Below are 14324 nucleotides of genomic sequence, written 5' to 3' on the forward strand. Positions count from 1 at the left end.
ATTTCATTATTTAAAATGATAAACGTGCACCAACATTATATCGTTTCACTATTGGGTAAACAGATTGTCCACTTGTCTCAGGGTCTCTTCTGTAATCAACACCTGAAATAGTAAACAAATTATTACCATTGACATATATCTGACATTTAGTCAAACCAAATTTCTTAATTAAAGATTTTGGCAAACTATAATTAATTTCAAGGTTCTTAAGTCTAAGATACGAATGATTTGTATACGTATATGTACTACCCTGACTATTATAGTTGTTAGTAAGATGTACTGACGGTCTAACAATTTCAGTAGAATACATGTCTTCTACCGTCCATCTGTCAAGTGTATTAGGTTGTGCTTTAACTACAGAATTAGGGAAATCCCATAGCAAACTACCTATTTGCTCTTTATAGACATCCTGTGCTGCATAAAAATTAGCATTAACTCCAAAATTCTTATAAGTAAAACCTAATGTCAAACCAAATGTAGTAAGTGGATAATTCAATTCATCCATAGGAACCTGGTCTTTGTCGTCAATCACACCATCACAGTTATAATCAATATATGCCAAATCACCTGGAACCAATTTATTCTGTGTTCCATTGTTTATAAGGCTTGTTGAATAGTTGAATATATCATCTATTGAAGAAAGATTTCCAGTAGCGATATATTTCTTAGTCCATCCAATAGGTTTACCAGCATTTTTCAAATACTCATCAAGATTTCTCGGATCGTCTTTGAATACAATACGGTTTTCACTTACAGAATAATTGAATTTTACAAAATAGTTAAAATCCTTACCTATTTTATCATTCCATTTCAAATCAATCTCCATACCATGATTCTTGGTTTCTCCCAGGTTTACAGAAGGAAGTCCAACTCCCATCCATGGTGCAATGGTCTGCCTGGTCATCAATATTCCTGTTCTGTTGGATTTAAACAAATCTACAGTAAGATTCAGTTTATTTATAATACCAACCTCAAAACCGAGATTCTGCTTAATGGCTGTTTCCCATGTCGCATCCTCGTATGCCAAAGCACCCTCTGAATAAGTAGGTCCGAATGCCACATTCTGGTCATAACCGAAATTCACATTACCTCCTGAATTGAATATCTGTATATAGTTTGTAGCATTTGCACCCGCATCACTACCAACTTTACCCCAAGAATATCTGATTTTAAAGTTTGTCAACCACTTTTTCTTTATTTCCTGCATAAACGGCTCCTCTGTGACACGCCAACCCAAAGAGAAAGAAGGGAAGAAACCGAAGCGTTTGCCCGGAGCGAATTTCTCAGAACCTGTATAAGCAGCATTGATTTCACCTAAGTAACGTTCTTTCCAGTTATATGTGACACGTCCTACCCAGTCTTCTGAATAAGAAGGGAAATCTGCACCGGTCTCATTTATTTTTCTGTTAACAAGAGCCAATGCTGTAACATCATGATCTCCGAATTTTCTTGCATAATTGACAGCAAACTCATAATACAACTTTCTTCCGTAACCAGTCCAGCTATCATTGTTTGCACCCAAAGGTAAGTCTTCTACAGTATTATCATCCGGGAAACGCTGTTGTGTCAACAATGGATATGATATCGAACCATCTTCATTCACGATAGGATTGGAATAGTCGTATGTTCTAAGATATCTTATCGGACTTTGTTTTACAGCTTCAGAATCCATTTCACCATACACTTGTCCCTTAAATATACTAGATTTTCTATTCTGATAAGTAGTATATGACAATGATGCTTTTACAGACAATCCTTTAGTTATAAAGTCCAGATCCTGCTTCAAATATACATCATAAAAACCTTGAAATGTTTTATAAGTAACTTGTCCCTGTTCATTCATCTGCATCATCACATTACCTTCACCCGCTGCATTTGAACCCCATTCTCCATCTGAATATTTTATCGGAAACAAATTAGTCTCATATTTAAAGAACGGGTCAAAAATATAACTGTCATTTGTATCGGCACCACGATAACCCGGCTGATTTTCGTATCCCATCTTTCCGGCGATATTAACAGATAACTTAGTTGATTTTGTTATGTTGAAATCGAAATTTGTACGCCAGTTATATCTTTTGTAATAGAATCTTGGATCAAATTCTGAATTCTTTTGAGTATTATAAATATCTCCATCATTCAAATATCCCAAAGAAGCGAAGTATGTCATTCTTTCTGTACCACCGGATATATTTACATTATAGTTCTGCTGGAATCCGAAGTCTCTCAACATTTCATTCCACCAGTTTATATCCGGGAAATAATCATTATACGGTCCGTAATTTCCTGTTCTATATGCATTTTCCCATGCAGATATAGTTGATTCAGCAATAGTTTTATCCCATGCCAAATCATTTGCTACAGCTTCATTATACATCTTCATAGAAGTTACATAATCAGCAAATTCCAGATTGACAGTAGGTTGTTTAAAACCAAAATTAGCAGAAAAGTTTACTACAGGTTTTTCATTCTTACCGCGTTTGGTTGTAAGTAATATAACACCATTTGCTCCTTTTACACCATAAACAGCAGTGGCAGAAGCGTCTTTCAGAACTGATATAGATTCAATCTCGTTTACATCTACATCATTGAAATTTCTCTCAATACCATCTACCAATACAAGAGGAGCAGCAGAAGTCCACGATTCCTTACCACGAATAAAAAGATCAGCTGCATCATCACCAGGTTTGGAAGATGAATTTATAGCAGTAACACCAGGCAATTGTCCTTGAAGAGCTTCGGAAACTGTGTTAACACTACCTACAGACAACAATTCATCACCTTTAGTAACTGAAATAGCTCCTACACTTGATGCTTTTTTCTGAATACCATAACCTACTACCACTACTTCTTCAATCATTTGAGTATCCTCAGACATCAAGATTCTTGAAATTTTCATATTAGGTTTTACAACCATTGTTACATCCTTATAACCGATAAAAGATACAACAATCACGTCTCCTTTATTAGCATTAATTGTAAAGTTACCGTCAAAGTCTGTTATAACACCATTTGTAGTTCCTTTTACAGATACGTTCGCTCCCATTATAGGCTCATTCAAAACTTCATCCCACACTTGCCCTTTCAATGTTATCTTTTGTGCATATCCAGAACTGGATACAAGTGCACAAAGAAAAATAAGAATCAAGTACCTAAATTTCTCTTTGTTCATAAATTACTAAATTCTAAAAATTAATAAAAGGTTTATTATTTCTCAAAACTAAATTTCCAATTTTCATTTGCAGTTCTTGCTTTCAGCATAATACTCTTCAACTCTTTTACCTTAGCAGGATATAATCTTGCCACATCTGCTATTTCCGAAGGATCCGAATCCAGATTATATAATTCATACTTTTCTTTCTTAGGATTATTTACCTGAAGATGTACAAGTTTCCATCTGTCTTTTATCACAGCCTGTTTTCCTCCCTGCTCATGAAATTCAAAATACAGATAATCATGCTGTTTCTGCTCACCCTTACCTGTCAATGTGGGCAAAAATGATATACCATCTGTACCATTTGGAATATCTGCACCTATAAGTTCACACATTGTCGGCATAAAATCCCAAAATGCAGAAACATGATATGAAACGCTTCCCGGTTTAATAACTGCCGGCCAGTTTACTATATACGGTGTTCTGATACCACCTTCATAAAGATCTCTCTTAGTCCCTCTGAAAGGTCCGTTGCTGTCAAAAAATCTTGGATCATGACCACCTTCCTTATGTGTCCCGTTATCGGAAGAAAAGACTATTATTGTATTTTCTGAAATTCCTTTTTCTTTGAGCAAATCAACTATTCTCTGAATATCTCTGTCAAGACGAGTAACCATAGCAGCAAATGTGGCTCTCGGTTTATCCTGCGAACAATAACTTCCTTTTTTCTTATAAGGTGTTTCAGGGAATTTTCCATCATATTCATACAACTCATTGTTCGGCACAATCAGCTCAGCATGAGGTATTGTCGGTGTAAGATACATAAAGAACGGTTTGCCGGAGTTTTCTTTGATAAAATCCATAGCCTTTTCCATTATCAAATCATGGGTATAGACTTTATGATTAAGCATTACAGGATTATTATTCTCAAACAATTGTTTTGGATAATAGCTGTGTGCATTTCCTTGTCCTAAATATCCAAAGAAATAATCAAATCCCTGATTGTTTGGATGGCCTTCACCTGACGGACCTCCAAGTCCCCATTTACCGACACAGGCAGTAACATAATCCTTTGTCTTGAAGATCTCTCCAAGAGTTACTTCAGAATCTTTAAGATTCAGGTCATAGTGCCTACCGTCATCAGCCACATATCCTTTGTTTCCCCTTATATATGAATGACCGGTGTGTTTTCCTGTAAGAAGTACACATCTTGACGGGGCACTAACCGTAGAACCTGAATAATGCTGGGTAAATTTCATTCCGTTCTTAGCAAGATTGTCTATAGCAGGAGTTTTAATTCTGTCCTGACCATAACATCCCAAATCGCCTATACCCAAATCGTCTGCCAAAATAAAAATCACATTCGGCCTTGATTGTTTTTCTGCAGCAACTGATTTATTTGCAGAAACGAAAGGAAGAGCCATAGCAGCTCCGGAAAATAAAAAGAGTTTGTTTATAAATTTCATTCTATGGGATTTCATTATTATTAAAAATTAAAGTTAAACTTTTAATTACTTTCAACAATGCAAATTTAGGGATATACATATTCAAAAGCGGGTTATGAATTATTCATATAATGGGTATAAACTATTCATACCCGCCTTAAAATCATGATTATTCAACAGTTATTTTCATTTTATACTTCTTAAGCAAAGCTGATTCAATAACGAGATTAACCTCACCTGCTTCAGTCAACTTCAAATATCCGAGAAGGCGTCCGTTAACACATCTCTGCCTGTTATCTCTAAAGTTGTCAGCAGCATTTCCTTCTCCGCTTTCCAGACCGAGCAGTTTTGCAGGTCCGGTTATATCCAACTTCACAAGATTGTCCGCCAATACTACAGGAATATCATTTTCATCAACTATCGATATTTCTACATGTACTACATCACCAGGTTTCAGATTCTTGACCTTATCTACCTTAGCTTTTATTGCAAACGGTCTGCCACTGCTTTGTATTGAATATTCAGTAACTTCTTTTCCGTCATTGTATCCCTTGACCGTCAGCTTACCATAAGTGTAAGGAACATCCCAGTAAATAACTCCATTGGAATCATCATACGGTTTTCTGCTGCCAATCCGTTCTCCATCAAGAAACAACTCCGCTTCACTGCAATTGGTATATGCAACCACTCTTATCATCTCTCCATCTTCATAGTTCCACACTGCAGGGGCATTAGTCCTAATCTTATTATTCTTACCTATTGAATAGGTCCCTATATAAATATTAGGTGTCTCCATCCATAACGAACGGCGGAAATATCCGTTTGGCTTGATATATCCGGCAAGGTCTATCATACCTGTAGTGAATCCTCTTGACGGCCATGGTCCGGCTTCGCCAAGATAATCAAAACCTGTCCATATAAACTGTCCCATTATGAAGTCATTATCCCTTACAGCCTTCCATGCATTAAGGTCGTGTCTTGTCTCACTACCATAAAGCACTCTGTCAGGATACTTCTCATGGTCTTTTTTATACCTATATTCAGTATAGTTATATCCTACTATATCAAGTGCTCCCGGATATTCTGTCTCATTCGACATTACAGCTCCTGCAAGTGCTGCCGTAACAGGACGTGAAGTATCATATTTTTTGGCTTCTGTAACCAATTCTTTAGCAATCTCACCCAGACGTTCGGCACGAGGCTGGTTAGGCTGATAACCTTTCACATGGTGCTGGCTTATTCCCTCTTTATCAAGAACAGGATGTGAATACGGATCATTAGGATAGTCTACCTCATTACCTATGCTCCACATTATTATGGAAGGATGATTACGGTCACGTCTGATCATATCCGCAAGATCACGTTTACTCCACTCTCTGAAATACAGGGCAGAACCTTGAAATCCGGGTTTACCTTTATTCCATCCGCTTATCCACTTCTTTTTAGGATACTCCCATTCATCGAATGCCTCATCCATTACGAGAAAACCCATCTCATCGCACAATTCATAGACACAAGTTGCCTGTGGATTATGACTCATTCTTATAGCATTACAACCAATACCTTTCAAACTCTCCAACCGACGTTTCCACACAGATTTCGGCACAGCCGCTCCAAGACAACCGGCATCATGATGTATGCATACACCTTTTATCTTCATCGGCACATCGTTCAAAGCAAAACCTTTGTCAGAATCGAACGTCAGTTTTCTTATACCAGCTTTTATCTCTGATTTATCAACAATCTTACCCTTATGCTTTACCTCTGTCACTATGGTATATAAATATGGACTATCTATACTCCAAAGTTTCGGCGATTTGATATCGAGCTGCATCACGCAGTCCGATACCTCATCAGCCATAACCCTAAAAGTCTGGTTACCCTGTTTTACAATCTTACCGTCTTTATCAAATACCTTATTGACAACCTCTAGATCAAAATTCTTATCTACGTTATTATCGATTTCTGTTTTCACAGTAAGCAGTGCATTATCTCTTTTTATCTTTGCTTCATAACTTACTCCCCAAAGATTGATATGTACAGGATTGGCATAAACCAGATATACATCCCTATATATGCCAGAACCTGTGTACCATCTGGAATCTGCATCCTGTGAGTGGTCCACTCTCACTGCTATTACATTCCTTCCTCCAAAGTTTATATAAGGAGTAAGGTCATACATAAAAGAAACATATCCATTAGGACGTTTTCCTATCCATTTCCCGTTTATGAATACTTCGCTATTGTTATATACTCCTTCGAAATATACATATACCTTTTTATCTTTTGCTTCTGCCGGTATATGAAGTTCACGTCTGTACCACCCTATTCCTCCAGGCAGATATCCTGTACAACTTGCCAAACTTGGACTGGCTTGCATTTCTACACTCCAGTCATGAGGGATATCAAGCTTGCGCCATTTGGAATGGTCAAAATATTCTGCACCCCAATATTTGCCGTCTCCGAGATTAAAATACCAGTCTGTATTTATTGACTCACGCGTTCCGAATCCCTGAGCATTTACAGAAATATAGAAAAGCAACATGAAAAATAATAAAATCTTTCTCATAAAAGTCTCATTATAATTTAACAATTGTCACAAGTCATCAAAGAAAATTTAATTTATCATCAAAAAATTTCCATGTTATATTAAATCTACTTTATATGCTTCAAGTGTTTAGTTTAATATAATCATGAATGTATATTCCCAGTATTAATACTCTTATAATAATCATGATTATGGAATTAACTTTAAATCATAACATTTGGATTTCAATTATTAAATCGTCTCTTTTTCACAACAGACAATTAATCCTATAAAAAGTTTGAATAACTTGATTTTTATTATAAAGTTAATTCAAAGGGGACTTCATAAATCAAAGTCCCCCAAATCATTTATTATATTATTGATACTGTAATAGCACTTATCTTATCCGCCCACTTATTCCATTCGGTTGCTTTATAATCATCAACTGCATTTGAAGGTACATATATTTCAAGTGTTTTAAGAGCTGCATTAAAATCATTCTTAGAAAGTCCTTCTGGAGGTGTTGTCGGTAAACAATACATAACCAATTTATTACCTACATTTCCCAATGCAGCAGGGAAAGGCTTATACATTTGTGTAACAGACGAAGGTATTACAACTGGTTCTTTAATAAAGTTACAACCTTCAAAAGAAGACCATATTTTCTTCAAGTTAGTATTCTTATCGGTAATAGTACCATCAGCATTCATATAAGTATCACCAAATACAACTTTTTCATAATTTGTATTTCTAAATGCCTGTTCATAAATTTCTACAAGTGAATTTGGCAATCTAAGTTCTCCTGTCAATCCTGAGACCTGATTAAATGCCTGCTTTTCAATATATTTCAGATTATCATCGAAAACCAGTTTCTTTATAGTATTTTTTGAATTTCCATTACTACCAAAAGCTTGTGTTCCAATTCTTTCAATACCAACAAAACTCATTTCATCAACAGAAATCTGAGCACCTCTCATAAAGTTTTCAGGTATAACAGGTTCATCAAAATAAATATATCCTGTACCATTCTCAAATTTATGTATATATCCTTCAGGTATATTAGCCAGTGCATTCTCTTTCTTGTACATAATATAATAATCTGTTCCAACATTAGGTTCATCTGACGTGTCACCTCCTATAGCAAATATATACTGACCCCATTCTGACAAAGCCTTTCTATAATCAGTCACACTACTCTCCGGTACAAAAATATATTCCAATTTATCAGAAAAGCTCTGAGTATCTGCTGTTGGAGGAACTGTCGCCAAACAATATACTGTATATCCTACTGATATACCATTAAATGAGCCTGCGATATCATTAATGGTTTCAGGTAAAACAATCGTTGATATTTTACTTCCACTGAAAACATCTTTACCTAATGTTTCCAACTTGGAATCAGATGTAACAGCTGTCACTTTCTCCGCATTATCAGAATCATAAGTTAATTCTACATTTCCAAACTCTATTGTTTCAAGACTTGTTGTTCCAGAAAAAGCATTGTCACCAACAGAAGTGATTTCAGAAGGAACCCAAACACCAGTAACCGAAGTCTGGCCATTCAAAAGACCAGCAGGGACATTAGGTGTATCAAAGAATATCTTACCGATACCATTACTATATTCCGAAAGATAACCTTCAAGCACAATTTCAGAAGGAGATGAATATTGTATATAATAATTTGGCATTTTCAATACTATATCAGAAAGAATATTGCTCTGACCATATACAATATCAATTGCATCGTATTCTATTTCCTTTGCTGCGTTACCATTAAACAGTTCAATTTTAAAACCGTCAGTAAAGTCAACAGGAATAAAAGAAATCGTTACATTTTCAGATCCATTCTTTTCAATATCCATATTACATTTATATACGACCTTTTCTTCAGCCGTTTCAGCAAAAGTAACATTCGGAATAGAATCTGTAATCTCTATATTTGCAACTCCTGATATTTTTTCATTATTATTACCGGAAATTCTAATAGAGTCTATATGATAAGCATATTCAGATGTAATATTAAATGATATATCTGTATAAACCGATTGGAATTTCACACCATCATCTTCAAATCTACCTACAGCCAGATTTGCTACATCATTGACATCGGAAACTTCCTCTGTTCTTGAAACCTGAGTGGTTTGTTTCAAAGTCAATTCTTTAGAAACAACTGTTTTTACTATAGGCAAACTATCTTTATAAGTAAAAGTCGCACTGGTAGTGTAAGGATACAAAGCAAAAAGATTTCCTGTTGTCGCTGCCTCACCGGAAAATGCTGATTCGTTATATACGAACTGCCTGTTGTCATCTGGAGCATCAGTCGAAAAAACAGATACTGACTGTCCATTCTGGATATTTATTCCCAAACTTTGAACATCTGATACTCTAAATTCATAGTTTTTAGTTTCTACACTACCCCATCCAATAGGGTTCAGTTCATCAGATATATCTTCTTTACATCCGACAAACGATACTGCGGCTATTGCCGCTAATAACTCGATTCTATTAAAAATCCTCATACACTAATAGATTTTAATGTTAAAAAAAATATTTTTCACAAAGTAAGAGATTATATACTATGTTCAATTAGTATAAATTATTCAAAGATGGGGTAAAAAATATTCAACCTACACGTACCACTACATTACATTCTATAGTTCTTTTTCTTAGCCCTGTTCATCTTCATGTTAGGCTTCATCTTCTTACCTCCAAAGACATTGAAACGATATACAAAATGGGCCATTACGTAACTGTTTATACCATTGTACTCACCTATAGTTCTTATTGTGGAAGATATATTTCGCACTATATTGCTTTTCCGCTGTAATATATCGTAAGCTTCAATACTGACAACAGCACTTCCGGATAAAAATGATTTGGAGAGTTTAGCATTCCACAAAAATTCGTCTCTATTAAAATCAGAATCAGAATATCCCCTCCTACATTGGTTCACCATACCAGTAGTTACATTTATACTCCAAGGTAAAAATGCCGTAAATGATGCTCCATAGGAAAAATTATATGGTTCCTGATTATTAAATGGCCGTTGCTCATCTTTCTCGAAAGAATAATTTATTGCCGAATTTAAGGATATCTCTATATTGCTATTTCTATACGCCCCAGACAATTCTCCTCCAAGCTTAGTCTCCTTAATAGTATTTTTCAATGATTTATGTTCTTTTGAATCGTATATATATCCCACATTGTTACGATAACTTACAGTTGTCTTGACATGTATGGTAAACTTCTTATTCCTCAATGCAGTATTGAAACCTAACGATATATTACCGTTCCAATCACCATTGGTATTAACGGGCATCGTTGTACGCCCCCCTGTTTCCTCATTATATTTGGTAAGATTACTAATACTGTTCTGAACTATATTCAATGAGCCGTTTATAATAACCGATTGCTGATTGGTCTTGTTATATGTATTCATATTCAACCTTACATTATGGGTAAACGAAGGAACAAGTCCGGGATTACCTTGTCTAATATTCAGTGGATTAGAATTGTCTACCACAGGAAGAAGAGATTCCATTCCAGGCTGTGAACTTTTACCATGATAATTGAACTTTATCTGACTGGTTTTAGAAAACCTGTATCTGAAATCTATTTTCGGTGCAAAATTCAGAACATTACGAACCGTATCAATAAACTGGCTTCCTTTTTCATACGACAATACAGACCTTTGAGGCTGGACTGTTCCACCTACACTAAGGGTATATTTTGCTCTAACCACTTTAAATGTCAAGGATATGTCGTGATTAAAATAATCATACTGTGCCGACTTGCCCAAACTGTCCAGTTCTACATCTTTTATACGGTCAAACGTACTTTTGTCACTTTCAGACCTTTTATACAGAAATTGATAGCTCATTTGAAACAGACCTATACCATAAACTGGTTCGCTATACGTAATCTGAGAACTGTAATTTCTATTTATACTTGCATTGGTTATAAACTGACTTCTATAATTAACAGAATCATTGCCATACGAATCCGTTATCTTATAATAATGTGTGTCATTATCACGCCATCTGTCATTACCGGATTCATTATAACCGGCACCAATACGAAATCCGATATTCCTTCCTGTATCCCCTATCTTCCTACTAAGCAAGGCAGAAATACTCATATTCTTCCTTACAGATTCCGAATAATTATCCGATATATTAGAATTAATACTGTCTGTATACTCAAAATCTCCAAAAGTATGAGATCTGTTACTTTGTGCTTCATTTCCATTGTTATATAAGATATTTGGACGAATAAGTAATGTCGTTTTATCATTAGGCATATATTCTATCCTGAAATTACCTCTTAGCGAAATATTATTGGACAGTGTATTATTAGATGAATTTGAATATGTACTTTTATTTGTATAAAATCTTTCTGAAGAAATAACACCATTGACATCATTGTTGTTCCTTCTGAAATCTATGTTACCACCAAACTCATACTTTTCTCTGTTTAAGGCAACATTTAAACCTATATTCTGCGTTTCTACAATTCCGCGATTAGTCCTCCAGTTTGCTTTGGCCGCACTCGAAAAGTTCTTACCTGATACATTATTGGCTGAAGCGATTAAGGAATATTGGGTTTCATCAGAAAATTTGTTTACCATAGCTTTCCCACTATATCTTTTCTCCGTTCCACCCCCAGCATCAATATTACCAAACCATCCTCTGTTTTTACCTTTTTTGAATCTGACATCCAGAACAACTTCATCATTACCGTCATCTATTCCTGTCATACGTTCCATATCAGATTCTTTATCATAAGTTTTGAGCTGTTCTATCATTTCTACAGGTAAATTCTGAAGTCCGGTTTTCAAATCTCCACCGAAGAATTCCTTACCATTAACCATCAGTTTCTTCAATTCTTTTCCATTTATCTTTATTTTGCCATCATCATCAATCTCAGCCCCAGGCAATTTTTCTATAAGTTCTTCGAGAATAGCTCCTTCCGTCACTTTATACGCAGCAGCATTATATACAACAGTGTCTTCCTCAACCTGCACTGGCGGAGCCTCGGCTGTAACAATAGCCTCACCCAACATTATTGCATCAGTCTCCATTTTTAAGTTGTTCATAATAATATCACCGGATATAACAGATTCACAACTGAAAGGTCTCTCAATTGTTTTATAACCCATATATGACACCTTCAAGCAATAGTTTCCTGTTCGTTTCAGTGGCAATGAGAAACTACCGTTTTTATCGCTTGCCACCCCACCAACCTGAACAGAATCCGGTAATAAAAGAAGTTGCACAGCTGCAAATTCTACAGCCGTGCCTGTTTCTTTATCATTTATTGTACCTCTTATCGTTGAATTTGTATTTTGTGCCTTAGAATTCAAAGTAAAAAGTATCAAAAATATTAACTGCAATAAAGTATATAACTTTGTGCGTATCTTCATGTATTTTGTCCAACTACTATCTCAAAAGTTTAAAAATATTACCTATATCGATTCAGGCAATCCTACGACCTTTCCATTATCTTTATACCTCATCTCCAAGGGATGATTTTCCTCAAGCCACCTGCATAGGTCATCCCTTAAATTACGTGCTATATTTATATATTCTTTATTTAAAGATTTCATCAAATCATGTTCTTCAGAAATATCATCTGTAAGACAATAAAGTTCATATTTTTCTGTCTCGTACGAATATTTCAACTTATACCTCTTATCACCTATGCGCTTATTTATCATTGATGAAGGAACCTGCCTGTTATCCATATATCCAGGAAAATGCCAGTAAATAGCTTCTCTGTCAAGCTCAGCTTCCGGATTATTCAGTATCTCAGTAAACGATACACCATCAACCTTGTGTAATTTTTGTGATGGAAGTTTAAGTCCTGCAAGTTCAATAAGAGTAGGATAATAGTCTATTACATGTACAGGTTCATCAGTTACCGTTCCCGATTTTATCAATTTGGGATATGAAACACTCGTAGGTACTCTGACGCCTCCCTCGTAGAACATGCCCTTTGCACCTCTTAGCGGAGCATTGCTGTGACTTCCTCCAACACCACCGTTATCAGACATAAATATCACAATTGTATTGTCAATCATTGAATCAGACGTATCACCATCTCCATTCGGATCGTTCAAAGCTGCCATAATTCTGCCGACAGTCTGATCGAGCTGCTCAGTAAGTGCGGCATAATCCGGATTTCTATGTCTGTTGTCCTTATCTTTTCTTTGTTTATATTTTGAAATCAAGTCTTCTCTTCCTACTATAGCCGAATGAATGGCATGAAAACAAACCCACATACAAAAAGGACTGTTCTTATCGACAGTTGCCAATTGGTCTATTACACAATCACCTATAGCATCAGTAAAATGTTTTCTTTTGCCTACCAATGTCATCGGGTCATTGCCATTCGCTACCGGAATGAGATTTTTCTTTATATATTCTTCTGTATATGGACTAGCATATTTATTGTATACCTTATTATCAAATACCCAACCGCCATCCTGAGTCTGATATGCAAGGTAATTACTCAGTTTCTCACCCTTCATATTTACAGTCTTAGAACATGAAAAGTCATGAGTAAAACCATGTTCACTCAGATCGCCTCCCCATCCGTGTACTTTACCATATATATATGTCTGGTATCCTCCTTCCTCAAGAACTTCAGCAAATGTTATTGTTCCAGAGTCTATTGCTCCATTCTGTTTTGGTGGAATAATTCTTGCTTGCTGCTTAGTAATACCTCCCTTTTTTTTATTACCATACCTTGCCAACGATGTAACATTATAAACTCCATTATGAACAGCATACTGTCCGGTCAAGAGTGCGGCACGCGTAGGGGCGCTGTTCTGTTGGGTATAAGCGTTAGTAAACGCCATACCATTTGAAATCAGTTTATCGATATTAGGTGTCTGATGATTCTTCGAATTGGCAGAATATGTAGTCAATGGTGATGAAATATCATTCCACCCCAAATCATCTGCTGTAAGAATTAAAATATTTGGTTTGTCAGATTTATTTCCACAAACACCGGAAAAAGGTATAATAACACCACACAAAATAGGGAATAAACGTAAATTGTTCATATAATTAAATTTTAAGTTTACTAATAAAAAAGCTATACTTCCGTACATTTCTCAACATACAAAAGTATAGCTAATCAAATATTTATATTGGTGATTAATTATGCATCGAGTGCATATAAATTATGCATTTTC

The 14324-nt window shown here is 35.6% G+C and carries 6 protein-coding genes; all 6 read right to left on the minus strand.

All coding sequences use genetic code 11. From position 1 onward, the window contains the following. Positions 1–10: 10 nt before the first annotated feature. Positions 11–3172 (minus strand): TonB-dependent receptor, encoded by a 3162-nt coding sequence (locus Q0486_RS00410; protein WP_299229106.1) that lies wholly within the window; start codon positions 3170–3172, stop codon positions 11–13. A gap of 35 nt (positions 3173–3207) precedes the next feature. After that, positions 3208–4578, minus strand: coding sequence for an arylsulfatase (locus Q0486_RS00415; protein WP_299229196.1), 1371 nt, complete (start codon positions 4576–4578; stop codon positions 3208–3210). A 190-nt stretch (positions 4579–4768) separates the two neighbouring features. After that, on the minus strand, positions 4769–7168 hold the full coding sequence (locus tag Q0486_RS00420) for a sugar-binding domain-containing protein (RefSeq protein ID WP_299229109.1): 2400 nt from the start codon (positions 7166–7168) through the stop codon (positions 4769–4771). A 329-nt stretch (positions 7169–7497) separates the two neighbouring features. Next, the gene (locus Q0486_RS00425) at positions 7498–9645 is read right to left on the minus strand and encodes a leucine-rich repeat protein (RefSeq protein ID WP_299229112.1); all 2148 of its coding nucleotides are present in this window, start codon (positions 9643–9645) and stop codon (positions 7498–7500) included. 125 nt (positions 9646–9770) lie between these two features. Further along, positions 9771–12503, minus strand: coding sequence for a TonB-dependent receptor (locus Q0486_RS00430; protein ID WP_299229115.1), 2733 nt, complete (start codon positions 12501–12503; stop codon positions 9771–9773). 87 nt (positions 12504–12590) lie between these two features. Then, on the minus strand, positions 12591–14192 hold the full coding sequence (locus Q0486_RS00435; RefSeq protein ID WP_299229117.1) for a sulfatase-like hydrolase/transferase: 1602 nt from the start codon (positions 14190–14192) through the stop codon (positions 12591–12593). Between the last annotated feature and the right edge of the window lie 132 nt (positions 14193–14324).

The sequence above is a fragment of the uncultured Bacteroides sp. genome, assembly GCF_937912035.1.
In the GTDB taxonomy this organism is placed as follows: domain Bacteria; phylum Bacteroidota; class Bacteroidia; order Bacteroidales; family Bacteroidaceae; genus Phocaeicola.